General features: G+C 41.8%; 27 protein-coding genes. 19 read left to right on the forward strand and 8 right to left on the reverse strand.

Annotation, left to right across the window (positions count from 1 at the left end; translation table 11 throughout):
- Positions 1 to 129 precede the first annotated feature (129 nt).
- Both M3205_RS16285 and M3205_RS16290 read right to left on the reverse strand, forming a co-directional pair.
- A complete protein-coding gene (locus M3205_RS16285; protein WP_251170929.1) occupies positions 130 to 348 on the reverse strand; it encodes a methionine aminopeptidase in 219 nt (72 codons plus the stop codon).
- A 261-nt stretch (positions 349 to 609) separates the two neighbouring features.
- The gene (locus M3205_RS16290) at positions 610 to 1,500 is read right to left on the reverse strand and encodes a LysR family transcriptional regulator (RefSeq protein ID WP_251170930.1); all 891 of its coding nucleotides are present in this window, start codon (positions 1,498 to 1,500) and stop codon (positions 610 to 612) included.
- 196 nt (positions 1,501 to 1,696) lie between these two features.
- On the opposite strand from M3205_RS16290, the gene M3205_RS16295 reads away from it, so the two are divergent.
- The 8 genes from M3205_RS16295 to M3205_RS16330 all read left to right on the forward strand — a co-directional run bounded on the left by M3205_RS16295 (position 1,697) and on the right by M3205_RS16330 (position 10,694).
- On the forward strand, positions 1,697 to 3,505 hold the full coding sequence (locus M3205_RS16295) for an assimilatory sulfite reductase (NADPH) flavoprotein subunit (protein WP_251170931.1): 1,809 nt from the start codon (positions 1,697 to 1,699) through the stop codon (positions 3,503 to 3,505).
- A 26-nt stretch (positions 3,506 to 3,531) separates the two neighbouring features.
- The gene (gene cysI, locus M3205_RS16300) at positions 3,532 to 5,253 is read left to right on the forward strand and encodes an assimilatory sulfite reductase (NADPH) hemoprotein subunit (RefSeq protein WP_251170889.1); all 1,722 of its coding nucleotides are present in this window, start codon (positions 3,532 to 3,534) and stop codon (positions 5,251 to 5,253) included.
- A 1,147-nt stretch (positions 5,254 to 6,400) separates the two neighbouring features.
- Positions 6,401 to 7,408, forward strand: a complete 1,008-nt coding sequence (locus tag M3205_RS16305; protein ID WP_251170890.1) for a nuclease-related domain-containing protein — start codon at positions 6,401 to 6,403, stop codon at positions 7,406 to 7,408.
- Between the two features lie 51 nt (positions 7,409 to 7,459).
- Positions 7,460 to 8,620 carry a pyridoxal-phosphate-dependent aminotransferase family protein gene (locus tag M3205_RS16310; RefSeq protein ID WP_251170891.1) on the forward strand — a complete coding sequence of 387 codons (1,161 nt, stop codon included), beginning with the start codon at positions 7,460 to 7,462 and terminating at the stop codon, positions 8,618 to 8,620.
- Positions 8,621 to 8,683: 63 nt separating this feature from the next.
- A complete protein-coding gene (locus M3205_RS16315) occupies positions 8,684 to 8,857 on the forward strand; it encodes a hypothetical protein (RefSeq protein ID WP_251170892.1) in 174 nt (57 codons plus the stop codon).
- A gap of 191 nt (positions 8,858 to 9,048) precedes the next feature.
- Positions 9,049 to 9,201: a hypothetical protein gene (locus M3205_RS16320; protein ID WP_251170893.1), complete on the forward strand. Its 153-nt coding sequence runs from the start codon at positions 9,049 to 9,051 to the stop codon at positions 9,199 to 9,201.
- A 276-nt stretch (positions 9,202 to 9,477) separates the two neighbouring features.
- Complete coding sequence (locus M3205_RS16325) at positions 9,478 to 9,936, forward strand: GNAT family N-acetyltransferase (RefSeq protein WP_251170894.1); 459 nt, start codon at positions 9,478 to 9,480, stop codon at positions 9,934 to 9,936.
- A gap of 11 nt (positions 9,937 to 9,947) precedes the next feature.
- On the forward strand, positions 9,948 to 10,694 hold the full coding sequence (locus M3205_RS16330) for a class I SAM-dependent methyltransferase (protein WP_251170895.1): 747 nt from the start codon (positions 9,948 to 9,950) through the stop codon (positions 10,692 to 10,694).
- Positions 10,695 to 10,794: 100 nt separating this feature from the next.
- Here M3205_RS16330 and M3205_RS16335 read toward each other — a convergent pair whose 3' ends face one another.
- Together M3205_RS16335 and M3205_RS16340 are read right to left on the reverse strand one after the other, a co-directional pair.
- The gene (locus M3205_RS16335) at positions 10,795 to 10,935 is read right to left on the reverse strand and encodes a hypothetical protein (protein ID WP_251170896.1); all 141 of its coding nucleotides are present in this window, start codon (positions 10,933 to 10,935) and stop codon (positions 10,795 to 10,797) included.
- Between the two features lie 20 nt (positions 10,936 to 10,955).
- Complete coding sequence (locus M3205_RS16340) at positions 10,956 to 11,201, reverse strand: hypothetical protein (protein WP_251170897.1); 246 nt, start codon at positions 11,199 to 11,201, stop codon at positions 10,956 to 10,958.
- Between the two features lie 225 nt (positions 11,202 to 11,426).
- Between M3205_RS16340 and M3205_RS16345 the strand changes: the two genes are divergently transcribed.
- From M3205_RS16345 to M3205_RS16370, 6 genes are all read left to right on the forward strand, one after another.
- Positions 11,427 to 12,452 (forward strand): DUF2332 domain-containing protein, encoded by a 1,026-nt coding sequence (locus M3205_RS16345; RefSeq protein ID WP_251170898.1) that lies wholly within the window; start codon positions 11,427 to 11,429, stop codon positions 12,450 to 12,452.
- A 134-nt stretch (positions 12,453 to 12,586) separates the two neighbouring features.
- Positions 12,587 to 13,537 (forward strand): oxygen-dependent tRNA uridine(34) hydroxylase TrhO, encoded by a 951-nt coding sequence (trhO, locus tag M3205_RS16350; protein WP_251170899.1) that lies wholly within the window; start codon positions 12,587 to 12,589, stop codon positions 13,535 to 13,537.
- 95 nt (positions 13,538 to 13,632) lie between these two features.
- Positions 13,633 to 14,253: a LysE family translocator gene (locus tag M3205_RS16355; protein WP_251170900.1), complete on the forward strand. Its 621-nt coding sequence runs from the start codon at positions 13,633 to 13,635 to the stop codon at positions 14,251 to 14,253.
- 207 nt (positions 14,254 to 14,460) lie between these two features.
- Positions 14,461 to 14,925 carry a hypothetical protein gene (locus tag M3205_RS16360; RefSeq protein ID WP_251170901.1) on the forward strand — a complete coding sequence of 155 codons (465 nt, stop codon included), beginning with the start codon at positions 14,461 to 14,463 and terminating at the stop codon, positions 14,923 to 14,925.
- 113 nt (positions 14,926 to 15,038) lie between these two features.
- Complete coding sequence (locus M3205_RS16365; protein WP_251170902.1) at positions 15,039 to 18,251, forward strand: DEAD/DEAH box helicase; 3,213 nt, start codon at positions 15,039 to 15,041, stop codon at positions 18,249 to 18,251.
- Between the two features lie 292 nt (positions 18,252 to 18,543).
- Entirely contained in the window at positions 18,544 to 18,987 is a 444-nt protein-coding gene (locus M3205_RS16370) for a GyrI-like domain-containing protein (RefSeq protein WP_251170903.1), read from the forward strand.
- A gap of 29 nt (positions 18,988 to 19,016) precedes the next feature.
- Here M3205_RS16370 and M3205_RS16375 read toward each other — a convergent pair whose 3' ends face one another.
- A complete protein-coding gene (locus tag M3205_RS16375) occupies positions 19,017 to 19,643 on the reverse strand; it encodes a metal-dependent hydrolase (protein ID WP_251170904.1) in 627 nt (208 codons plus the stop codon).
- Between the two features lie 170 nt (positions 19,644 to 19,813).
- On the opposite strand from M3205_RS16375, the gene M3205_RS16380 reads away from it, so the two are divergent.
- Both M3205_RS16380 and M3205_RS16385 read left to right on the forward strand, forming a co-directional pair.
- On the forward strand, positions 19,814 to 20,980 hold the full coding sequence (locus tag M3205_RS16380; RefSeq protein ID WP_251170905.1) for a TraB/GumN family protein: 1,167 nt from the start codon (positions 19,814 to 19,816) through the stop codon (positions 20,978 to 20,980).
- A 138-nt stretch (positions 20,981 to 21,118) separates the two neighbouring features.
- Entirely contained in the window at positions 21,119 to 22,129 is a 1,011-nt protein-coding gene (locus M3205_RS16385; RefSeq protein WP_251170906.1) for a DUF3231 family protein, read from the forward strand.
- A 58-nt stretch (positions 22,130 to 22,187) separates the two neighbouring features.
- On the opposite strand, the gene M3205_RS16390 is transcribed toward M3205_RS16385, so the two are convergent.
- Positions 22,188 to 23,348, reverse strand: coding sequence for an ABC transporter permease (locus M3205_RS16390; RefSeq protein ID WP_251170907.1), 1,161 nt, complete (start codon positions 23,346 to 23,348; stop codon positions 22,188 to 22,190).
- Positions 23,308 to 24,237: an ABC transporter ATP-binding protein gene (locus M3205_RS16395; RefSeq protein ID WP_251170908.1), complete on the reverse strand. Its 930-nt coding sequence runs from the start codon at positions 24,235 to 24,237 to the stop codon at positions 23,308 to 23,310. Before M3205_RS16395 ends, M3205_RS16390 begins: the two co-directional genes overlap by 41 nt.
- 178 nt (positions 24,238 to 24,415) lie before the next feature.
- On the opposite strand from M3205_RS16395, the gene M3205_RS16400 reads away from it, so the two are divergent.
- Positions 24,416 to 24,649 (forward strand): nucleotidyltransferase domain-containing protein, encoded by a 234-nt coding sequence (locus M3205_RS16400; RefSeq protein ID WP_251170909.1) that lies wholly within the window; start codon positions 24,416 to 24,418, stop codon positions 24,647 to 24,649.
- A gap of 341 nt (positions 24,650 to 24,990) precedes the next feature.
- On the forward strand, positions 24,991 to 25,203 hold the full coding sequence (locus M3205_RS16405) for an aminoglycoside adenylyltransferase domain-containing protein (protein ID WP_251170910.1): 213 nt from the start codon (positions 24,991 to 24,993) through the stop codon (positions 25,201 to 25,203).
- 37 nt (positions 25,204 to 25,240) lie between these two features.
- On the opposite strand, the gene M3205_RS16410 is transcribed toward M3205_RS16405, so the two are convergent.
- Entirely contained in the window at positions 25,241 to 25,582 is a 342-nt protein-coding gene (locus tag M3205_RS16410) for a hypothetical protein (RefSeq protein ID WP_251170911.1), read from the reverse strand.
- Between the two features lie 106 nt (positions 25,583 to 25,688).
- On the opposite strand from M3205_RS16410, the gene M3205_RS16415 reads away from it, so the two are divergent.
- A complete protein-coding gene (locus M3205_RS16415) occupies positions 25,689 to 26,144 on the forward strand; it encodes an NUDIX hydrolase (RefSeq protein ID WP_251170912.1) in 456 nt (151 codons plus the stop codon).
- Positions 26,145 to 26,198: the final 54 nt, after the last annotated feature.

Consider the following 26,198-nt stretch of genomic DNA (forward strand, 5'->3'; position numbering starts at 1 on the left):
GTAACTTAATTGTATCAGAAGTGGTCCTTATTTTTCTCAAAAACAATCAAAGCCGGTGACATTTTACTCGTCGTAAAATGTCACCGGCTTTTTCATTTCAGAGGTGGGTTTTGTCCCAGCCTCTTTCCATTAGGATAAACTTTGCCATTCTGAATACAGTCCGGTTCCATTGCAGCCCTGGCAGTCAAATTGATTAGCGTGATAAGCGAATTCATTCCCCGGATAGAGTGAAAAACCTCTGCCGTAACAGTCTGGACACTTATTTTCTTCCTTCATGCGATTAACATGGTTTTGATATTTCATTTCACGCCATTCATTAAAGGCATTCAATAATCCCATCGTTTTCACCTCAGCCAATTTTTCCTTATTTTGAATAAATTGGACAGATTTTATACACCTCTACACAATAATATATGCATAAAATAGGACTAGTGTGAAAAAAGCTTGTCTTATTATTAGGTTTTTTTCAAGGATTTTTGTCTTTTGTTTATGAATTCAACCCGTTTCAGGCTCCCGGCGCACGGGCTGGAATCGAAGAAAATGTTTCAGCATTTTCAAGGATGGAGTGCCCACACAGAGGATCAGCTCAGCAAATAAACCAAGTTACTGTTATTTATATTTCCATTTTTCGCTGAGAGCTTCGATAAAAATGCTGACATTCCTTTTCTCCTGCATAATGGGGGAAAGCACATAGGAAAGAGTGCGTTTGAATTCGTGATTTTTCACCTTGATAATCGACAGGTTATTTTGTTTTACGTCCCTTGCCACTACGCTTCCGGAAAGAATGCTCATTCCAAGCCCGTTAATGAGTGTTTCTTTTATCCCCTGATTACTGCTGATCGTCAGGAGAGATTTCACCTTAAGACCATTTGACCTGACGACATGGTTAAAATACTCTCTGGTTCCTGACCCGTTTTCCCTCATGATCCAGGCCTGATCCTGCAGGTCAGCAATGGTTGCTTCTTCTTTTTGTGCCAATGGATGCTGGTTGGAGATCACAATAAATAATTCATCCTCTAAAAAGGGAGTCACGATAAGCTCTTTTTCATTTGTCTGGCCCTCAATTAAGCCGATATCGACATGATGGGAGCGTGTGGATTGGACTACTTCCTCTGTGTTGGCAATCGTAACATGAAGATTCAGTTCGGGATATTCATTCTGCAGGTCAAGCAGAAGGGACGGAAGGACATATTCCCCTATAGTGAAGCTGGCTGCAATTTTCAAATCCCCTTTTATGGAGTGCTGCTGATCTAAAATTTCCTGCCGGGTTTGCTCATAGATGGTAATCATCTGCTTGGCCCGATCATATAATATTTCACCGCTGGGCGTAATCTTCAAGTATTTTGGAGAACGTTGAAACAGTTTAGTCTGAAATTCCTTTTCAAGATTTTTGATATGGAGGCTGACACTGGGCTGAGACATGAGCAGAAGCTCTGCCGTTTTTGTAAAATTTTTCACTTCAGCCAAGGTGACGAATGTTTTTAACGCATCATAATGCAGAAAAACCATCCTTTCTATAATTAATAATATTAATAGTTATGATAATTAATATTTATTTTACTAATGCTAATTCATTCGGTAAAGTATTAGATATATATTTTTTAATTATAAACCCGACTTTTTTTATAGGAAAAGAAGAATTTTGAAAAAATAAGAATAAACCAGCCCATTCTGCTGGTTTGCGAGGTGGATCATGTTGCAACTTCAGGTAATGAACAGTCCGTTTAACGAGGAGCAGACAGAGCTCCTTAATCGTCTACTCCCAACTCTGACAGAGACTCAATCCCTCTGGCTGAGCGGGTATCTTGCCGCTGTACAATCCTCAACACTGCAGGCTGCACCTGCAGTAGAGGAACGTCCAGCACCGGCATCGGTGCCTTCAATTCCGAAAGAAGTGACCATTTTATTTGGTTCACAGACCGGGAATGCGCAAAATCTGGCAAAAAAAGCCGGGAAATCGCTTGAGGAAAAAGGTTTTCAAGTAATCGTCTCAAGTATGAGCGACTTTAAGCCTAATAATCTGAAAAAAGTTAAAAACCTGTTAATTGTGGTAAGTACGCATGGCGAGGGTGATCCTCCTGATAACGCGCTGACATTCCATGAGTTCGTTCATGGAAAAAGAGCGCCGAAACTGGAAGACTTCAGGTTCTCCGTTCTGGCACTTGGCGACAGTTCGTATGAATTCTTCTGTCAGACCGGGAAGGATTTTGATAAGCGATTGGAAGAGCTTGGCGGTACTAGAATTACGCCAAGGGTAGACTGCGACCTTGATTTCGACGAACCTGCTGCCCAATGGGTGGAAGCTGTATTATCCGGTTTGAGTGAAGGGGCTAGCAGCAGTCAGTCTCCTTCAACAGCGTCAGTATCAGCGGCAGCACCAGCCGAATCTGTTTATTCCCGCTCCAACCCATTCAGGGCAGAAATACTTGAGAATATTAATCTCAATGGCCGTGGTTCCAATAAAGAAACACGCCATCTTGAGATTTCGTTAGAGGGTTCAGGTCTGACGTATCAGCCTGGTGACAGCCTTGGGGTATATCCGGAAAATGATCCTGAATTGGTTGATCTGCTCTTAGCTGAGATGAACTGGGATCCTGAGGAAGCAGTCAGAGTGAAGGAGGAAACAGTAACACTAAAAGAAGCACTAACGTCTCACTTTGAGATTACTGTCCTGACCAAACCGCTTGTAGAAAAGGCTGCAAAGCTCTCCGGTAATGAAGAGCTGCACCAGCTTGCCTCAGACAGCGCTCAGATGAAATCCTATATTGATGGGCGCGATTTAATTGATTTAGTGCGTGATTTTAAGCCATGGAACAGCACGGCACAGGAGTTTATCGCTATACTGCGCAAGATGCCTGCGCGTCTATATTCTATTTCCAGCAGCTTTGAGGCTAATCCTGATGAAGTGCATTTAACTATCGGTGCAGTCCGCTATGACGCCCATGGTCGTGAACGCAAAGGGGTCTGCTCGATTCTTTGTGCAGAACGCCTCCAGCCGGGTGATACACTTCCAGTGTTTATTCAGCATAATGAAAACTTCAAACCGCCTGAAAATCCGGACACACCTATCATCATGGTCGGTCCGGGAACCGGAATTGCACCGTTCCGATCCTTTATGCAGGAGCGTGAAGAAAGCGGGGCGGAAGGAAAGTCCTGGCTATTCTTCGGCGACCAGCATTTCGTGACAGATTTCCTTTATCAGACGGAATGGCAGAGGTGGCTCAAGGATGGAGTGTTATCGAAGATGGATGTTGCTTTTTCCCGTGACGGTGATGAGAAGGTATATGTTCAGCATAGAATGCAGGAAAACAGCAGAGAGGTATTCGAATGGCTTGAGCAAGGTGCGGCCGTCTACATCTGCGGCGATGAGAAACATATGGCGCATGATGTCCATAACACACTTATAGATATTATTGAAAAAGAGGGCGGAATGAGCCGTGAACAGGCTGGGGAATATCTGGCTGATATGCAGAAAAATAAACGCTACCAGCGCGACGTATATTGATTTGGAAGGAAAGGAGTTTTTTCAGCATGGTAAATCCAAAATTAAAAGCACCGGACGGCCCTCCAAGTGATGTTGAGGGAATTAAGGATCGAAGCAACTTTTTGCGCGGAACGCTGGCGGAAGTTATGGAGGACAGGATCAGCGCAGGTATTCCCGAAGATGATAATAGATTAATGAAGCACCATGGGAGCTATCTGCAGGATGACAGGGATCTGCGGAATGAACGCCAGAAACAAAAGCTTGAGCCGGCTTATCAGTTTATGCTCCGTCTTAGGCTTCCCGGCGGGGTCGCAACCCCTGAGCAATGGCTGGTCGTGGATGACCTGGCTGAGAAGTATGGCAACGGCACACTGAAATTAACTACACGCCAGACATTTCAGATGCATGGAATCCTGAAATGGAATATGAAAAAGACCATTCAAGCTATCCATTCGACTATGCTTGATACTATCGCGGCATGCGGAGATGTGAACCGGAATGTCATGTGCATCTCCAACCCTGATCAATCTGAAATTCATGAGGAAGTGTATGAGCTGGCGAAGATGCTAAGTGACGATCTTCTGCCCCGCACACGTGCCTACCATGAAATTTGGCTGGATGAAGAAAAGGTAGCCGGCTCTCCAGAGGTGGATGAAGAGACTGAGCCGATGTATGGCCCGCTGTATTTGCCGCGGAAATTTAAGATTGGGATCGCTGTGCCGCCTTCCAATGATATTGATATCTTTTCACAGGATCTCGGCTTTATTGCGATAGTCGAGGATGGCAAACTGATTGGCTTTAACGTGGCAATTGGCGGGGGAATGGGATTCTCACATGGAGATAAAGCCACATACCCGCAGCTTTCGAAGGTCATCGGCTTTGTGACGCCAGATAAAATTTATGAAGTGGCTGAAAAGACCATTACGATTCAGCGCGATTATGGAAATCGCTCAGTCCGGAAAAATGCCCGTTTTAAATATACGGTTGACCGCCTCGGGCTAGAGACTGTTATTGAAGAGCTCGAAAACCGCTTAGGCTGGAAGCTGGAGGAAGCTCGCGGATTCAAGTTTGATTCCAACGGTGACCGCTATGGATGGGTAAAGGGTATCCGCGGAAAATGGCATTTTACGATGTTCATAGAAGGAGGCCGTGTGGCTGACTTCGACGGGTATAATTTGAAAACTGCATTGCGGGAGATTGCCAGGGTTCATAAAGGCGATTTCAGGCTGACGGCCAATCAGAATCTGATTATCGGCAATGTGGCTGACGAAGATAAAGCTGCGATTGAATCATTGATTGAAAAATATGGCTTAACAGACGGAAGCCGCTACAGTGCGCTGCGCCGCGGTTCCATGGCATGTGTCGCTCTGCCGACTTGCGGATTGGCAATGGCTGAGGCTGAACGCTATCTGCCTGGATTGATTGATAAAATTGATGAAATCGCCGATGAGGCAGGATTGCGGAATGAGGAAATTACTATTCGCATGACCGGCTGCCCGAACGGCTGCGCGCGTCACGCACTCGGCGAAATCGGCTTTATCGGCAAGGCGGTCGGAAAGTACAATATGTATCTCGGGGCAGCCTTTGACGGAAGCCGCCTCAGCAAAATGTACCGCGAAAACATCGGAGAAGAAGAAATCCTGAACGAGCTGCGTGTCATCCTGCCGCGCTACGCCCGGGAACGTCTGGACGGCGAGCATTTTGGCGACTTCGTGATCCGTGCTGGGATAATTGAAGCTACTACGGATGGGACTAATTTTCATGATTGATTGGGTATGAGGAAAGATGGGGCTGGTGCCCTGTCTTTTTTTGTGTGCTGGTGAACGCACAGAAATTTGGTTGTCCGCACATATTTTGGGGTTATGCGCACACAAATTTGGTTATCCGCACACAAATGTCGTCTATCCGCACAGAAGCTCCCTTTTGGTACTTTTTTTAAAGAGATATGTAATAGATTTCTAGTATCAATCAAGATTGGTGCGGAAAATGATCCTTAAAGAGCGGAAAACCCCCTTAATTAAGCTAGAATTCTATCTTTTTTGCATAGTGCTGGATTGAACGCACAGAAATAGTTTTATCCGCACATAATTTGGACTTATGCGCACACAAATTTGGTTATCTGCACACAAATGTGGTCTATCCGCACATAAACTCGCTTTTGGTACTTTTTCAAAAATACTATTCAGGCTTGGCGCGGAAAAAAGATACTTAAAGAACGAAAAACCCCCTTAATTAAGCTAGAACCCTGTCTTTTGAATAGTGCGGGGAGTGAACGCACAGAAATAGTTTTATCCGCACATAATTTGGACTTATGCGCACACAAATTTGGTTATCCGCACACAAATGTCGTCTATCCGCACATAAACTCGCTTTTGGAACATTTTTTAAAGAGATATGTAATAGGTTTCTAGTATCAATCAAGATTGGTGCGGAAAATGATCCTTAAAGAGCGAAAAACCCCCTTAATTAAGCTAGAATTCTATCTTTTTTGCATAGTGCGGGAGTGAACGCACAGAAATAATGTTATCCGCACATATTTTTAGGCTTGTGTGCACACAAATTTGGTTATCCGCACACAAATATCGTCTATCCGCACATAAACTCCCTTTTGGTCATTTTTTCAAAGAGATATGTAATTGAATTTCTAGTATCAATCAGGCTTGTAGCAGAAAATGATCCTCAAAGACTGAAAACTCCCCTTAATTAAGCTAAAACCCTGTCTTTTTGTATAGTGTGCAAATGAACGCACAGAAATAGTTTTATCCGCACATATTTTTCGCTATGTGCACACAAAAACGCCTATGTGCACACAAATTCCATCTATCCACACATAAATCATCTTTTTGTAGTTTTCCAAAGAGGATTTCTAATAATCTTGAAGAATTCTCTAGTATAAAACAAGAATGGAGTGAAAAAATGATCCTCAAAGAACGAAAAATCCCTCTATTAATCCGTAAAACAGAAGCTCTCCTCCGCAGGCTGCCGTCAAACCACCCCAAAATCCCATTCATTAATGAAGAGCTGAATAAAAGACTTGCAGGTTATAAAGGAGAAGCTTCATTGGATTTTCCTCTTGATTTTCTAGATAGCAAGGAATATTTTATTCTTCATGATCTTCGCTTGCCGGATTATGATCGCTTTTTCCAAATTGATACTCTCATCCTTACGAAGAAATTTGCGCTAGTACTGGAAGTGAAAAATATTACAGGAATTCTGCATTTTGATACAGTTTATAATCAATTAATTCGCATTAAGAATGGAAAAGAGCAGGTTTTTCCTTGTCCTTTACTTCAGGTGAATCGCCAAGCGTCACAACTTAGAAGGTGGCTAAAAGTCAGTGGCACTATGGAAGATTTACCGGTTTATTCTTTTGTAGTTATCAGTAATCCGCATACGGGAATTAAAGTTATCCCTCCACATATTGACCTCAGCCGTAAAGTTGTCCACCGAAATACTCTTCCTTTAAAGATTGAGCAAATAGAAAATTCCATTAAGAAAGAAATCAGTGAAAAAACACTTAAAAAGATCATTCGTTTATTAAAGAAGCAGAGCACAGAGCAGGAAAGTTCTATTCTATCAAGATACCAGCTCCATCATTCTGAAATCCTTACGGGTGTATTCTGCCCTGCCTGCGGCTTTTTGCCTCTACAAAGAGTAAGCCGCACATGGTGCTGTCCCAAATGCAATCTGAAAAATAAAGATGCACATGTGAAAGCATTACACGACTATAGCCTTCTGCTGGGTAATGCCATCACAAACAAGGTACTCAGAAATTTTCTTCATATCCCGTCTGCCTATACCGCAACCCGGCTCCTCCAATCCCTTAATCTTCCGCAAACCGGTGCTCAGAAAAATAGAACATATACACTCATATTCTCCGAAGAATCAACAAAGCAAAAAGGAATTAAAAGAGGTATTCAATAGTTAATGTCGAAACATTTAGATATCTGCACAACTGCTAAAGGAGGATTTTCCATGCCAAACGAGGAAATGCTTTTAATTCCAGGGCCTACGCCTGTAGTGGATTCTATTTATGAAGCGATGTCAATGGAGACTAGGGGGCATACCGATCCAAGGTTTGCTGCCATTTATAAGAGTGCGATTGAGAAAACGCGTGAGATGCTGAAGACAGATGGAGAGGTGTTCGTGATCTCCGGCTCCGGTACGATTGCGATGGAAATGGCTCTGGTGAACACGGTAGCAGCAGGGGAACGGCTATTGATTATAAGCCAGGGCTTTTTCGGTGATCGTTTCCTGCAATTAGCCAAGGCGTTCGGAATTCAGGCAGATATTATACAGTCCGAATGGGGGAAGCAGGTCGACCCCGCCGCTGTCGAGGAAAAACTTGCATCTCATTCCTATAAAGCGGTGACCATAACCCATGCTGATACATCAACCGGTGTTGCAGCAGATCTGGATACGCTGGTGCCTATCATTAAGAAGCACGGGGCACTTGTCATTCTGGATGGAGTTTGTGCTACGGCTGCGATGGAAGAGGATATGAGCAAGTCATATGGCGAAGGGAAAATTGATGTTGTTTTAACAGGCTCTCAGAAGGCGATCGGGGTGCCGCCGGGACTCGCTGTTGTAGCATTCAATGAGACAGCACTGGCTGCACGAGAACAAATCGAACGGGTACCTGCTTATTATTGTGATATCTATAATTGGATTCCCATTATGAATGATCCGCAAAAATACTTTGCCACCCCGCCCGTGAATTTGATATATGCCTATGATGAGGGAATGAGCCTGGTATTAGCGGAGGGAATGGAACATCGCTTCAAGCGTCATGAAGCGTACGGCAAAGCAGTCCGTGCGGCACTTGTTGAATATGGAATGAAAGCAATAGCTGATGAAAATGCCGCTGCCGCAACTCTCAGCTGTATTCTTTACCCTGAGGGAATTGATGATGCTAGATTCCGTGCATCACTTGCGAAAAAAGGGGTCATTGTTGCCGGAGCATTAGCCCATCTTGCGGGGAAAGCATTCCGAATTGGCCATATGGGGAATACCACGGAAGAGATGCTGGAAAAAGCCATTGTGCTGATCGGAGAAACAATGAATGAATTGGGATTTGAGGCAGATATCCAAAAAGCGGTTGGCAGATTTAAAGAGCTTTCTATGCCAGTTGCTTAATAATCATGAATAATAACTCATTATCGAGGCTGCCTTCCCGGCAGTCTTTTCCCTGAAAAAAGAATGGAGAGTTTACAAGTGATAGATTATCGGATTAAACAGGTGATGGGCTATGATGAAAAAATAGGAGTCCTTGTGTCAATGCTAGAACACGCAAGGTCTGTGACATTTAAAGATGTTGCTGACTTGACACAGAATGAGCTTGATTTTCTCCCGATGAAAACAGTAATTCGATAGGAGCCCTTCTGAAGCATATTGCTTTTATTGAGTATGTTCACGGTCATAATCGTTAGTTAACTTTCTTTTCCCGCATGAAGATCGTCTCAACAATTTTAAAAATCCCAATCAGCTCAGCAGATAGATTATTTATTCCCATTTTAATTGGCCAGGGTAGGGTCTTGCTTCATCGTTCACTCGAATAATATCATTTGCGATCACTGTTTGCCGTTATCATCATCTTTTCCCTCCTTCCTCTTTCTCTTGCAGAGATCTATCAAAAAACGCTCGCAAATGGCATTAATGCTGTTTCCTATATTAAAGATGAAAGCCAATGTAAGTTTGTTATGAATGTTGAAATGTGAGCTGCCATTTGAAAAATTACAGCAATGAAGAAGGGTCTTTTACTATTTGCTTTTATGACAGATATTTATTTGAAGAAGATGCAAGATGCTATCACTGATGAACAGCGGTGAACCTGCTAGAGTTAAATTGCTCCCTAACGATAAAGGTCGTCCTGATTGAGAAAGAGATAGATGTGTCAAAAATCAAAAACCACGTTGAAAATGGAAAGCCGCTTATGTAAGCATCATTATTCAATCTGGTGAGAACAACAGGAAATTGTATTAGGGGCTGAGGCAATGAACATTGAGTTAAAACCTGTCACAAGAGACAATTGGGAAGAAGCCATTCAGATGAACGTAAAAGAGTCGCAACGCGATTTCGTTCCTTCAGCGGCTGTATCACTTGCCAAGGTTTATATTAAACCAGATGGGGATGCAGTAGAGTATATTCCATTCTCAATCTATGACAATGAAAAAATGGTTGGTTTCATCATGCATGCCTTTGAGCCGGATACAGTGAATATGTATTGGATAAATGGGTTTTTTATTGATCAGAAGCATCAGGGCAGGGGATATGGCCATGCAGCTTTAGACGGGATGATCAGCTGGATAAAAACTAGATTTCCAATATGCGAAGAAATTCGCTTAACAGTTCATAAAGATAATCAACACGCAAGGGTACTTTATAAAAACTTCGGATTTTCGCCCACCGGAGAGATATGGGGAGAGGAAGAGGTTTACTATCTTTCAGTATAAGGGAGTTAATTATGTTTAGTGAAGCACTGGAATTAAATAAAAAAAGCTGGGATGAAGCAGCAAAAAGGTTCTATGGGCGCAATCCTCTCCCTGAATATGGACCGCTTGTGCCAACAGAAGATGACCTTCAATTGTTTGGAGATGTCCGCGGCTTAAAGATGTTGGAGATTGGCTGTGGCAGCGGGCATTCCTTAAAGTATTTAGACCAGCGGGGAGCTGGTGAATTATGGGGATTGGATTTATCGATCCGACAAATCGATGCTGCCAAGGAACTTTTGCAAAATTCCTCCTCAAAAGTAAAGCTGTTTGAATCACCTATGGAACAAAATCCAGGAATCCCTGCTGATTATTTCGATGCCGTTTTTTCCATTTATGCGATTGGCTGGACAACGAATTTAGAAGAGACGCTGAAAAACGTTCATTCCTATCTTAAACCAGGCGGGATGTTTATTTTCAGCTGGGAGCACCCTCTGTATAACCGGATTAAAGCTGAAAATGGAGCACTAATGATGGATAAATCCTATCATGAAGAAGGCCCCTATCAGCACATAGCGTGGAATCAGCCTGCCATTATGCAGCAATATAAATTGAGTACATATATCAATCTATTAATTGACAATGGGTTTGCCCTTGAAAGGCTAATTGAAGATGTCAGCCTTACTGAGGAAGATGTTCAGCGCCATGCCAATCGTTGGTATTCCTATGAAAAGGCGAGATCTATACCGGCTGCTTTTATCATTAAATGCAGAAAGTTATAGCATGTGGAGATGAATAAATGAAAAAATAATTAAAAGGATTGGGTATAGATGTTTTTCAAAAGACACCCGCATTTGTCATGGGGGTGTCCTGTTTAAGGGGCTATAGATCAGATTTAGGATTTGTATTAAATGTGCCGTTTTTATTTTCCTTTTCATGGCCCTGCACCTGGTCTCCGCCATTTCCTTTTTCGTGCGCTTTTTTGCCGCCGAGCTTTACATTTTGATATTCTTGTTCCCGCATGGTCTTCACCTCCATATTAATTAAATTATCCATAAAGGATGATAATATATAAATTTTGAGGTTTTAATATGGAAATAACTCTTATCGGACATGGCAGGTCCGCGCATATATAAAATCACCGCATGAGCAGCCGTATTTAACCCTTCAGCAAAGGTACAATCAGATCCGTTATTCAGGGAAATGGATTTGCCGGTGCCAGACATGAACTTTCCAAGAGTGAGATTAAGGCCAAATACATAGTCTGTAATATTAAGATTAGTTTGCATCTACACAGGGCTGTGAATCATACATTAATGCAAAGAAACGGGCAAAGCAGGCATCTTTAAAGTTAACTTCGTTTGCAAGAGAACATCAGCAAGCCGTTCTCAAAGGGCACGGATTTATCAATCTTTATATTGCAAAAGTTCAAAAAGCCGGAGCAAAGGAATGAGAAGAACAAGTCCAAATCATTGGAATGCAGTCACTTACATATATAAAGGGGACGTTGGAAAATGGTAAACCCGAACCTAGTATCGAAGTTCAAGACATTTGCACAATATGAATGCCACAGGTCAAGCGATCTATATGAGTTCTTATCTTACAAGATTGCAGAGGATGAAGAATTGCTGGATTTGGCATCGAATACGAGAGACAGCCAGCCGGTGCCGAATTTATTTTTTGGCGCTATTCATTATTTGCTATTACAAGGGATAGAGCATGAACTTAAGGAATTCTATCCAAGTATAGTGGAGGATCCAGGAAACCCCCGGGATTCCTTCCCAGGCTTTAAAGATTTCTGCAGGCTGTATTCACAAGAAATTAAAGAGATAGTACAAACGAGATTAGTTCAGACGAATGAAGTTAGGCGCTGTACGTACTTATATCCGGTATTTGCTTATATTTTCAAGCAAACTAAAAAGCCGCTGGCCCTTATTGAGATTGGAACCAGCGCAGGCCTGCAGCTTCTTTGGGATCAATACAGCTACTCTTATGGGACAGGAGAAACATACGGGAATCCAAACGCGAACGTTCATTTATCCTCTGAAATCAAGGGAGGGCATATCCCGATTTTTCCTGAGGAAATGCCGCCGATTGCTTCCAGAATTGGGATTGATCTTCATATAAATGATTTGAATAACGGGGAAGATTTTTTGTGGCTGAAATCACTTATCTGGCCTGAACATGAGGAGAGAAGAACCCTTTTCGAAAAAGCTGCCCAATGTGTAAGGGAAAATCCAATCACCCTTATAGAAGGAGATGGTGTGGAGTTTTTGCCAGATTTAATTGAAGGTATACCGGAAGATCATTCAATCTGTGTATTCCACACCCATGTGGCCAATCAAATGCCGCCAGAAGTAAAAGAGGATCTGCTTGCGAAGATAAAAGCAAGCGGACGCATGAGGGATATCTTTCATATTTATAACAATATCAACGACCGAAATCTGCATCTTGATTATTATTTGAATGCCACAGAATACAAAAAACTGGTCGCCCAAACAGAAGGGCACGGAAAGTGGTTTACATGGGAAATGTATTAGAACTCATAAATCTTTCGCTCTCCGAAAATTTTGAAACTTGACATCATCTGTTATACTTATCTAGGTAAGTATATATTGTTTTAACCTATTAGCAGATATATCTTGCAAATATTAAGTGATAGGTGGAAATACAAATGAGTCAAAAACCGTACAGAGTATTACTTTACTACATGTATGTTCCGATTGAGGACCCTGAGGAGTTTGCAAGGGAGCATAAAGAATTTTGTAATGAGCTTGGCCTTAAAGGGCGTATTCTTGTTGCGAATGAAGGCATAAATGGGACTGTTTCCGGACCAGTGGAACAGACAGACCGCTATATGGAAGTAATGAAGCAGGATCCGCGCTTTGCGGAGATGGTTTTCAAAATAGATGAAGCAGATGGACATGCATTTCCAAAGATGAAGGTTCGTGCACGCCCTGAGATTGTAACACTTCGCCTTGAAGACGATGTGAACCCGAACGAGATTACTGGCATATACCTGGAGCCAAAAGAGTTCTTCGAAAGACTTCAGGATGAAGACACGATTGTATTGGATGCACGAAATGACTATGAGTACGATCTTGGACACTTCAGAGGAGCTATCAGGCCGGATATTGAAAATTTCCGCGACCTGCCAAACTGGGTCCGTGAAAATAAAGAATTGCTTGGCGATAAAAAGATCATAACGTATTGCACAGGCGGCATCCGCTGTGAAAAGTTCTCCGGCTGGCTTGTAAAAGAAGGCTTTGAAGATGTAGCCCAGCTTCACGGAGGAATTGTCACATATGGAAAAGACCCTGAGGTTCAGGGGCAGCTCTGGGATGGCCAGCTTTACGTGTTCGATGATCGTATTGGCGTTCCGGTTAACCAAAAGGAGCATGTCATCGTAGGTAAGGACTACTTCACAGGAGAGGCTTGTGAACGCTACGTCAACTGTGCAAATCCTGCCTGCAATAAAAAAATTCTTTGCTCAGAAGAGAACGAGCATAAATATATGCGCAGTTGTTCTGATGAATGCCGCACACATCCACGCAACCGTTATATTGCTGAGCACGGCCTTTCAGAGGCAGAAGTGGAAGCAAGATTAGAAAAAGTAAAAGCATAAGAGCAGATTTTCCTTTATGGAAACTGCTCTTTTTTATTGGAAATTTCATGATACCTGATATAATATTCTTAAAATTTATATCAGGTAGGTGTTATATGGAGAATTTGCTATTATTTCTGTTTATGTCGTTTCTGCTCGTCATTTTACCTGGACCTGATACAGGAATTCTAATTCAAAACACGATTTCAAACGGGAAAAAAAGCGGCATTAAAACGATGTTCGGATCTGTCGCTGGACTGATGGCCCATACAATGGCTGTCGTTTTTGGCTTATCGGCATTAATTGTAAAGTCTGCATATATTTTTTCTTTTATTAAGTATGCCGGTGCGATTTATCTTATATATTTGGGCATCGTTTCGTTAAAGTCTCTATTGAATAAACAAGAAATGGCTGACATGGAGAGAAAGCAAAAGAAGAACAAATCGCATTTTCTTCAAGGTTTTTTCACTTGTGTGTCAAACCCAAAAGTGGCAGTATTCTTTTTAACTTTTTTTCCTCAATTTTTAAGCGCGGAAGGGAATCACTTTGCGCAATTTCTTGCCATGGGCTTAATATATAGTCTCATAACAATCATTTGGTTCTTTTTTTATGTATATTTGATTGACTTTTTCAGGGCCTGGCTGAAAAAACCTGCTGTTAATAATGCGATTCAAGGAGTTTCTGGTGCGGTTTTAATGGGATTCGGCATTAAATTGGCACTTGAGAAACAGCCTTAAGGAAGTGGCTGCTTAACCTCTAAAATAGGTTTAAGCAGTTCTTTTATGGTTTAATAAAATAACAGCAAGAATCTATGGTAAATGACCGAAAGTAACTTTGAATGCAAAGAATAATCCATTTAATTTTCCTTTTAATCGATTAATGTTACCAAATCAAGAATAAAAACAGCCATTTAAGAGACATTAACAAATAAAAAGGATTTTGCCATGATTGGACTGTTGGTTGCCATCATTCTTTTTAATTTCATTGCCTTTATGACAAATAAACGTTTGACAAAAAACCAAATTTTACATATATGGACATTTACCATATCCCTTCAGATGACATTTGATGTTATGGTCGAGTTTAAATATTTGGGATATTGGTATTTGGACAAGGAGCCCAATTGGGGAGGGCTCTTGGCACACATTGCTCTATTGCCCCCGGTGAATATGATGTTTTTGAACTGGTATCCTTTTAAAGGAGATCGTATTAGACGCTTTTCTTATATCTTTTTTTGGGTAGTGGCCATTTTGCTGTATGAAGTTGTCACCTTATTGCCGGAACCCTGGGGGTATTTTCATTACGGCTGGTGGAGATTATGGCATGCGGTAGTACTTGACCCAATTCTCCTTCTACTAGTAGTGATATTTTATAAATGGATTATCAGGCTGGAAGGTGAACTTAAGTAATTGGTTTGTTCAAAAGGGGGATATGCTCCCCATTTTTATGTTGCATAAAAATGAATTCAGGCTGCTGACTATGATACAATTTCAGTATAGATTTTCCCGGAAGGAGAGCGTTTGTGGATATTAAATTGACTCACAAAATGATAAAAGAAATGTGTGGCACCGTCTCCTTCAAAAGAGGGGATGCCTTTTTCAGGAATCAAAAAGTAACGATAAATAAATACGATGATGATAAATGTGAGGCAACGGTATCTGCTGGTGAAGATTTTTATGTTGAAGTAGAGAAAACTTCAGGTAATGGCTTCAAAATAACATGCAGCTGTCCCAAGCTTGCATCATTTGATAAAGAGTGCCAGCATGCCGCAGCAGTACTGCTGGAAATTTTTGATATGCGGCAATATCGATCGACAAACCATTCTGCAGGCAGCCTTGAGGCTTCTCCGAAACACGCCTTAACTGATAGCCTTATGACACTTTTCAGTGAACATCCTGGAAGGTCAAGCGGGCACCAGCTGCATTTTGAAAACAGGCAAGTGCTCCAGCCTGAATTCACCTGTGTGCCTGTTCATTTAGGAAAAGGGCATTATCTGTTTGCCATTAAATGCTCCATAGGCTCAATGGATGTCCTGGATATCCGGCAATTTCTCCACTCAGTTAAAGAGGGGAAACCAAGCCTATTATCTCTGACTTTTTCCTATGATCCAGTCCTGCATTGTTTCCCGCCGGAGGCAGATGCTGTCCTTCAGCAGCTGATACAGGTAATACATGATGAATCCATTTATATCAATGCTTTAATGGAAGATTTTGATTATACAGCGAGCAAGCATATGCTCTTAATTCCTCCATCATCATGGGAACGGCTAAAGCCTGTTTTGGCGCTCGCAGAAAAAGTGAAGCTTGAAATAACAGGTAAAACATTTGATCGTATGGCTTTTAGAGAAGAGCGGCTGTCATTGCGATTTGATTTGGCCGAAGCAAAGGATAATTATTTTTTACATGTTAAAGGACTGGACCGGCTGATGATCCTGGACTCGTATAGTGCTGTTCTGTCAGGCGGCAAGTTCATTACACTCAAGAAGGATGACTGCAAGCGTCTGTATGATTTAACTCAAATGCTGGAGGCAGCCGGAAAAAATGAAATTCCGATAACAGCTGAACAAATGGAGATGTTTCTGGATAAAGTGGTACCTGGATTGAGAAAGCTGGGGGATGTACATATTTCTGAGGACATGTCACACAGGTTTATGAAAACTCCTTTGACTGCCAAGTTGTATCTAGACCGTCTGCGGAACCGTCTGCTGGCAGGAATTGAATTTCATTATGAAAATATCGTGATTAATCCGCTGGAGAGCAGAGAGCCGAAGGGCGGCACGCGGATAATTAGAGATGTGACAATAGAGGATGAGATCCTTCAGCTTATGGAGGAAAGCTCTTTTGCCAAGACGGATGGCGGGTATTTTCTGCAGAACGAAGAGCTCGAATATGAATTTCTTTATCATGTTGTCCCCAAGCTGCAGAAGCTAGTGCAAATATATGCGACTATGTCTGTCAGGAACCGGATTTTCAGGGAGAATGCGAAACCGCAGATACGGATAAAAATGAAAAAAGAGCGGACCAATTGGCTGGAATTCAAGTTTGAATTGACCGTCATAGCTGAGCAGGAGATACGGGATGTCTTAGTAGCACTTGAGGAAAAACGGAAATTCTTCCGCCTGAAAAATGGTGCGCTTCTATCATTGGAAACAAGAGAATTTGAGGAAATCCAGCGTTTTCTGAAAGCTGTTCCAGATCAGGCGGAGGATCTGGAGCGCGGTTTAAACATGCCGATTGTATCCGGTCTTAGAATGTTGGATGCAGCTGGTGATCAGGAAGTGTTTTGTCATGAGGAATCATTTAGGACGTTTTTGAAGGAGCTTGAAGATCCGTCATGCCTGCATATTTCTGTTCCGGAAAAACTGGATTCTACTTTAAGGGAGTACCAGAAAAGTGGATTTAAATGGTTAAAGACAATCGCGCATTATGGATTTGGCGGCATTTTAGCTGATGATATGGGACTGGGTAAGACACTGCAAAGCATTACTTTTATTCAGTCTGAGCTTAAGGATATTCGGGAAAGTACCCACCCTGCCCTTATTGTATGCCCATCATCTTTAACGTACAACTGGTTAAGCGAGCTGACGAAGTTCACTCCGGACATCCAGGCAATTGTTATCGATGGAAATCAAAAAGAACGGGCTGAGCTTCAGATGGATTTATCCGGGGTTGATGTGGTGATTACTTCCTATCCGCTAGTGCTTAAAGATATTAAATGGTATGAAACGCAGCAATTTCACACGGTATTTTTTGACGAAGCACAGGTATTTAAAAACCCGGTCACCCAAACAGCGAGAGCAGTAAAAAAAATTCATGCCAGATATCGTTTTGCTCTAACAGGCACACCCGTTGAAAATTCTGCAGAAGAGCTGTGGTCTATTTTTCATGTTGTTTTCCCTGAATTGTTTGGGGGCTTAAAGGAATACGGAAATTTAACAAGGAAGACAATTGCGAGAAGAGTTCGCCCGTTCATGCTCAGGAGAATGAAAGAGAATGTTCTTTCAGAGCTGCCTGAAAAGTTGGAGCTGATTGATTCGGCTGAATTGCAGCCCGATCAGAAGAAGCTCTATGCAGCGTACCTGGCAAAACTGAGAGAAGATACCTTAAAGCATTTAAATAAAGACACAATCAGAAAGAACCGCATAAGAATCCTTGCCGGTTTGACAAGACTCCGCCAGATTTGCTGTCACCCTGCTTTATTTGTGGACGGGTATAAAGGGAGTTCAGCAAAGTTTGAACAGCTCAAGAGAATTATAGAAGAATCCAGATTATCTGGCAGACGAGTGCTGATCTTTTCACAGTTCACTAAGATGCTGGACCTTATTGGCAGAGAACTGGCTCTTATGGATTTGCCGTTTTTTTACCTGGATGGGCAGACACCCTCGGGGGACCGGGTGGAAATCTGCCGCCGATTTAATGAGGGAGAGCGCGATTTTTTCCTTATTTCATTGAAGGCAGGTGGAACAGGCCTAAATCTGACTGGTGCTGATACGGTCATTTTATACGATTTATGGTGGAACCCTGCCGTTGAGGAACAGGCAGCCGACCGGGCCCATCGCATCGGACAGAAGAATACGGTTCAGGTAATAAAATTATTGTCGAGAGGTACCATCGAAGAGAAGATGAATGAACTGCAAGATAAAAAGAAAAACTTGATCGAGGAAATCATCGATCCAAATGAAAGTGCAGCAGGAAGCCTGACAGAAGAGGATATTCGGGAGATTTTGATGATTTAAAAGGTGCAGCATAGGATATAAAAAAGGTTATGGGTGGCTGTTGAGTAGGAGGCGGCTTGAGTTCTGACACAAAAGAGGGAGATCATGCTTTTGCTTAGGGTCCGACTCAAAACCAGAAATACCAGGTGGCAGAGTCCGGAATACCCCTCCCCTCAGACTAAAGGAATGAAGTTTGCGAGTTAAAAAGACGCGTCCTGCAAGGGGCGCGTCTTTTCTAATGCACAAGAATAAAGGAGGATTTTTCCATCTCTTGGAGAATTTCATATGAATAAAAGTTTAAGGGGGAAATCTAATGTGCATTGTGGTATCAAAAGGATTCAAAGCAGTTGTCATAAGAAACAGTGGTTTATTTGAGGAGTATGCCCATTTGGTGCCTGAAGCAGCTCAGTCTTTTTTAAGGCAGGGCCATCTTGTTCAAAACAGCAGCAGTTTAGAAGTGGCCTTTTATGAACCTAAGAGAGGGGAAGACCACTTAGAGGGTACCTTTTTTACGGGGAATTTAGTTTATGAAAAAGCACAAACGCTGCCAAATGGGATGGAATATATAGAGGCTGAGCACACTTATGCCTCAATCAGAGGAAAGACTGCTGAGGTGGGCGATTTGCATAAGCGGCTTAACAGCTGGCTCAGCGAAAATGACCGTCAGCAGTCTATTGATGATTATATTATTGAAGTCTATTATCCGGGTGAAAATAAGGAGGAAGAGGCAGAAGTTTTTATTCCAATCAAAGATTAAACCGCTCAAAAATATGAGCGGCAACTGTCTTAAATCTCTTTCGATGAAAGGGGAAGAAAGAGCTTTACCCCTCTCTTATTAAAGGGCAGGATTTTTAAATCGGCAATCAAATGGCTTATGTAACCGGCAAGGCAGGTATAATAGACTCCTTCTATGCCAAGAGACATTTCAAATCTGGAAGAAATGAATGCGAAAAAAAGAACCCCCAGCAAGGAATGGGTATAACTGCGGTGGGAAACAAAGGAAGCTATCAAGATATAAATTCCAAATAATATGAGCCAAAGTTCCTGCAGCGAGATTCCTCCTGCCAGGACCCCAATTCCCGTTATGGTGAGCATATGCTTTTGCTTGATTTTTGACGAAATGGCTGTCATTCCAATTCCAATGGCCATTCCTAGCCATTTCTCTTTCGGGGAGCCTTCATAAAAACTATAAATAATCATTAAAATTCCAATGATTTGGGCAACCGTCTGAACGACTTCATGTGATAGTGTAAGCCGGTCTCGAAGCTTTCCATCAATGTCGAGGTCAGGGATCAATCCTGAAACACTCCCGAGACCGACTAATAAAAGGGTTGTGGAGGGACTGGCGTGAACAGTGTTCGCAACCACGTATCCTGCTGCTGCTCCAATTGCTGCATGGGCGGTACCATTCAAAACTATTTCCACCTTTATGTGATATTTGCATTTTTTTCATGCATTCTTATATTATATCAAAACATCTGTTCTGTTTGGCGGTTAATAGATAAAATTTCCCGCCACTTCATGGTATAATGTGGACAAAACTAAAGTATACATAATCGAATTTGTATCTAAGGAAGGTATTTATGTCAGAGGAAAACATAACGAGGATTCATTTAGACGGCAAGGAATACATACTGATTGGAACAGCACATGTGTCAAAGCACAGTGCAGAACAGGTGAAGAAAGTCATTGAGGCTGAACAGCCTGACTCTGTTTGTGTGGAATTGGATGAACAAAGGTATCAGTCGATTACAGAAGGCAGCAAGTGGAAGGAAATGGATATTATTCAGGTGATTAAGGAAAAGAAAGCGTCATTGCTTTTAATGAACCTGGCAATTTCATCCTTTCAAAACCGTATGGCCGACCAGTTTGGCATAAAGGCTGGCCAGGAAATGATCCAGGGAATTGAGTCAGCTAAGGAAACAGGGGCAGAGCTCGTTCTCGCTGACCGCAATATTCAAATTACCTTTGCAAGGATCTGGGGCAACCTTGGATTAAAAGGGAAATCACTGCTTCTCAGTCAGGTAATAGCAAGTATTTTCAGCAAAGATACCATAACTGAAGAAGAACTAGAAAAAATGAAGAATCAGGATACAATAAATGCAATTCTAAATGAATTTACTGATAGTTTTCCGCGACTGAAGAAACCACTCATTGACGAGCGGGATCAATACCTTGCGCAGAAAATTAAAGATGCGCCAGGAGAAAAAATTGTTGCGGTGCTGGGGGCGGCCCATGTACCGGGCATTAAAGAAGAAATAAAAAAAGAGCAGGATATGGCCAAATTGAATGAGCGCCCGCCGAAATCCAATGTTCCAAAGATCATTGGATGGAGTATTCCGGTGTTCATTTTAGCCATCATCGCCTATACCTTCATCGCAAATCCATCTGCGGGTCTTGCGCAGACGATCAGCTGGATAATCTGGAATGGATCTTTGTCAGCACTGGGTGCTGCCATTGCAATGGGGCATCCGCTGACCATTTTGACAGCTTTTGTTGCAGCACCTATTACGTCACTGAATCCCCTTCTTGCAGCAGGCTGGTTTGCCGGACTGACACAAGCATATATGAGACGCCCAAACGTTAGAGATTTTGAGACCTTAACTGGAGATGTATTCAGTGTTAAGGGGTTTTGGAGAAATAAAGTGAGCAGAATATTACTGATTGTTGTCCTATCCAATCTGGGCAGCTCACTCGGAACTTTTATTGGTGGAGCCGATGTAATCAGATTGTTTTTTGAAAATTTATAATTAACGAGTTTAAGGTGAAACCACGGGGTTTCACCTTTTTTAGTATTTACATCGTACTTAATATATTGCTGGAAATTGATTAATAAATTTGCGAATTACAGGGAACCATATATTAGACAAAATGCAGGAGGGAAAGGTATGCCTGGCGGAAATAAACAAGACAAGCTTACTGCAGCTGAACACGCAACCCTTTGGTCGCAATATGTAAATGATAGTCTTTCTATTTGTATCACGCGTTATTTTTTAAACCATGTAAATGACAAAAAAATCCGCAAAGTACTTGAATTTGCCCTTAAATTGTCTGAAAGCCACTTAGAAAAGATTGAAGGGTTTTTATCACGAGAGAATCAGCCAATCCCAGTTGGGTTTACTGACAAAGATGTTCATGTGGATGCCCCGTTATTATTTACTGATATTTTTATGGGGGTATATATACATATCATGTCCATACATGGGGGCACCCGATATGCAGGTGCTATAGGCAATTCCACCCGGCAGGACATTAGGAAGTATATGAGGCAGGTTATTAGTGAATCACTGGAATTATTTGACCGCACTTCAGATGTATTAATTGAAAAAGGCGTGATCGTCAAACCGCCGATATTGCATAACCAGCATGAAATTGCATTTATACAAAAACAGAGTTACTTAGCAGGCTGGTTTGGAAAGCGGCGACCTATAAATTCGATTGAAATCAGCGGGTTATACGTAAATATGCAGAAAATGATGATGAAGGTAGTGCTGGAGCTTGGATTTGGGCAGGTTGCCCAATCCAGAGAAGTTCAGAAATACATGGAAAGAAGCAGGCAGCTTTGCCGCAAGCACCTTGAAATTTTATCTGATATATTAACACAGTCGAATTTGAATATCCCAAGGACATTTGAAGCAGAAGTAACGGATTCAACAATTCCTCCCTTTTCAGATAAATTGATGATGTATCATATTTCAACGCTTTTATCCACCTCTATAGGCTTTTATGGAGAAGCGATGTCCATGACGCAGCGAAGGGATATTGCAGCACAATATGCAAAAATGATTGCCGAAGTTGGAATTCTGGCTGAAGATGGAATGAATATGATGATAGACAATGGATGGTTTGAAAAGCCGCCAATGGCAACTGACCATGAAGATCTGTCAAAGAAAAAGTGAGGAGAATCAGTTCTGAAGTGAGGCCCAGCCGCCTGGTTCCAGGCAGCCGGGCCTTTTTTTATCTATCTGCAGCAATTGCCTTCCTTTTATAAAGTACTGACCCCAGAAGGAATGTGACCGCACCCCAAATCACCATCACGGCAATTCCTGCCCAAAGTGATGCAGTAGCTAAGCCGGTTTCATACACCATGCTTTCCCTTAAACCATCAGCAAAATAGGTGAGCGGCAGAACAGCCGAAATCGGCTGGATCCATTCAGGCATCGTTTCAATAGGGAAAAACACTCCGCTTAAGAACATCATGAGAAAGCTGCATATATTGGCTACGCCCATATAAGCCTCGGTAGTTTTGCTGAAAGAAGAGAAGAAGTAGCCAAGTGAATTAAAGGATAGAGCTCCGATCAAAAAGACGATAATCAGGGTAAGTGGATTAATATAAAGATTGGCACCGAACACGAGCACTCCTATTAATGAGAGCAGGATAATCTGTACAATGCTGAACAAAAGTCTCATTACCATATCGCTTAACCCGAATATGCCCATATTCGCCGGAGTCATGCGCAGTCTTTTAATTAATCCCTTTCTGCGCATTTCCACCATGTCCACCATGCCAAACATGCCGCCCTGGGCAATGGATAAAGCAATCATTCCGGTTAAAAGAAAATCGGTATAATCCAGTTCATTGGTGCCTGATGTAATCGATTCATATTGAAGGTTATATTTAGGAGCGGCACCTGCAGCCAGTAAATTAGCCTGCTGCACAAATTTATTCAGAATGCCTGAAACAGCCTGGGCTGCTGCACCCTGTTCATTTTCTTTATTAACAACAAGAATCACAGACGATGCTTCCGCTGACTCCGGGAGGATAATGGCGGCATCCACTTTCTGATTTTTTACCCATTCCTCCGCTTTATCCCTCGTAACAGGCTTTCCTGATTTAACCTCAAAAACAGGAAGTTCACTAATCTGAGAAAGCATCATCTCGGAAGCAGGATTCGGGCTTGGATCAACTACCGCAACCTCTGTTTTAAACTCTTCATCTGAATTTCCGCTGAAAATGACCATAAAGATGACCATTAAAATAACTGGGAAAAAGATACCCCAAAACCACGCCTGTTTTTCGCGAAGAGTTAATTTCAACTGCGCCAGAAACATCATTTTAAATTGATTAAATTTAATGTTAATCCCTCCATTCCTTCCCGGTAAATGCAATAAACACATCTTCCAGGCTCATTTCCCGTATGGAGACCTGCTCCACTCCATATGATTTTTCTTTAGTAAATTTAAATAAGTCCAAAAGGGTTTCTTCCGGCTTTGATGCCCATATTTTCAGAGCAGCGCCTTCCCGTTCTGTCTTGGAAACGGAGGGAAGCTCCTTTGAAAAACCGTCAGCGTCCTCAGCCGCCTTTTCTCCATCAAGAAAGCTCAGTCTTATTTCACGCTCATTTGTCAGTTTCTCAATGAGGGCGGAAGGGGTGTCAAGTGTAATAATATTCCCCTGGTCCACAATGCATACCCGGTCACTCAGCTTTTCCGCTTCTTCCATGTAATGTGTCGTTAGAATGGTTGTTTTGCCTAATTCTTTTAGATGGAGAATAATATCCCAAATATTTCTTCTGGCCTGAGGATCGAGTCCTGTGGTCGGTTCATCTAGAAAAATAATTTCCGGGTCGCTAATCAGGGCGAGCCCAATGGCAAGTCTTTGCCTCTGCCCGCCTGAAAGTTTTTTTACGTGATTTTTGCGGTGATCAGTCAGGTTAACAATTTCAAGAATCTCTTCCGCTGGCCGGGCATGATCGTAAAAGGAAGCAAAAAGGTTAAGGTTTTCTTCCGGTGTCAGCAAATCAAACATAGCGCTTGACTGAGGCTGCACACCAATCTTCTTTTTTATCGAAACGGCATGCTTATTCCAATCGAGTTCACCAAAATGAATTACCCCGTTGTCGGGTGAAACAAGGCCTTCGATCATTTCCAGTGTCGTCGTCTTACCAGCTCCGTTAGGTCCTATTATTGTGAAGACTTCACCGGCATGAACCGAGAAACTGATATCCTGGACAGCCTTAATGGAACCAAAGGATTTTTGTAGATTCCTTACCTCTAATACAGTCATTCATTTTCCCCGCTTTCATGACAAATTGGATGTTGGTATCCAGCAAAATTCCTAACCTTCTATTTATACTTTGTTAATATTGAAAAAATTCACTTTTTTAGTAAACTTAACAATATCAAGGAAGGTTCCATAATATGGAGCAATCAAAATATGATTAAAAGTCAGGGGAGCAGTGCAAATGAGAGAACTTCCATTAGCAGTTAATGATCTGCTGAATAATTACATGAAAATATTTAATGAATATTCGCCTAATCAGCTTGCAGGTCTTTATTTGCATGGATCACTTGTACTTGATGCTTATGTAGAAGGATCAAGCGATATAGATTTTATTGCAGTTACACATAAAGAGTTAATCCAATCAGAATTGGAAAAGACTGAGGAGATTCATAAATTAATAACTGAAAAATATTAGTATCCTGAGATGGATGGGGTTTATATAACTCAGATTGATCACGGGAAGCTTGGTGAATGTCACTTTTATAACAACGGTAAAATGAATTATGGGCATTTCCTGAATCCAGCCACCTGGTGACTTTTAAATAAGAAGGGAATAGCCATTTACGGTGATCTCCCTTTTATTGAGATAAATGACAATGAGTTGGTTTCATACACTTATGAAAACATGAATACATATTGGGCAGATCGAATCCGGACGTTCGAGAAATCGATTGATAAACTTACACGAATAGCTGAATCTGAGGTTGATAGGAAATTGAATGGACGGTGCTAGGTATATTGCGGCAGTTTTACACATTGAGGGAGAAGGATATTATCTCTAAGAAAGGGGCCGGGGAGTACTCCATAAAGCATTTGCCGGAAAAATGGCACCCAATTATACTGGATGCCAACAATATTCGCAGCGGTAAAGAAGATAGGCATTATGCAGGAAAGCTTGAACGAATGGAAGAGGCTATTAAACTGTCAAAATACATTATAAACCATACGTCAACTATCAAAAATAAGTGAGCCTCCCATGATGTGAAACTCACCTGATTTAAGACCGTTATGTTAGCCTCATTGGATTATTCAAATTATGGGAGTCCCGGTAGGATCGGTAAGAGACAAATCTTTTTCCATGTGAGGATCCATCCAGTTGGAGAATTCGTTCATTAATTGTCTCCATATACAGAAAGTCATCATTCGCATTTAGACGGTAGAAAGTGTAGGTATTTCCAAGTAGCTCTTTCTTTGTTATTTGCGTATCGGGATGCTGTCTGATGAATTCTGAAAGCTGCTTAACAGATACGGAAGGTATGTCTGCCATTTCATAAAGCTTCCCTTTAAGGTTTGATTTTAACTTGTTTACGGCATTCATTGCCTTTTCTTTATATTTATTTCTGGACATGAAGTCACTCCTTTATAATGGGATATTAAGAATACTTTCCATTTGCAGAAAGAATAAACATTCCAATCAGGAAAGTCAATATGGTAAATAAGAAAGAAGTGGAGAAATGACACAGAACGAAATCGTGCTTGTTGCCAGTACATCCATTATACAAGAAGGGAAAGTGCTGATGATCAAAGAGAATAAAGCCACAGTAAAGAATAAATGGAATTTCCCGTCCGGGCGTGTTGAAAAAGGAGAAGATATTCTTGAGGCTGCCTGCAGGGAAGTTAAAGAAGAAACTGGCCTGGTTGTTTTGCTGACTCATACAACCGGGATATATAACTTTATCAGCAGTACGGACCATCAGGTCATCTTATTTCACTTTATTGGTCAAATAACAGGTGGCTTTTTGAGCCTTCAGGAAGAAGAAATTGCCGATAGCAAATGGGTGAATCTATCAAACTTTGAGAGCTTTAAGGAGGAGGAACTCCGTGATGCCAAAGTCATTAGGCAAATCTTTGATGCCGTAAAAGCTACTCAGCTTTATCCTCTTGAACTGTTTCAAACAAAATTAAGCTGACAGGCTGAAAGGAATTTTCAGGAATTTTGTCGAAAGAATACCCTATCGAAAGAA

The sequence above is a fragment of the Cytobacillus firmus genome (assembly GCF_023715565.1).
GTDB lineage: Bacteria > Bacillota > Bacilli > Bacillales > Cytobacillaceae > Cytobacillus > Cytobacillus firmus_C.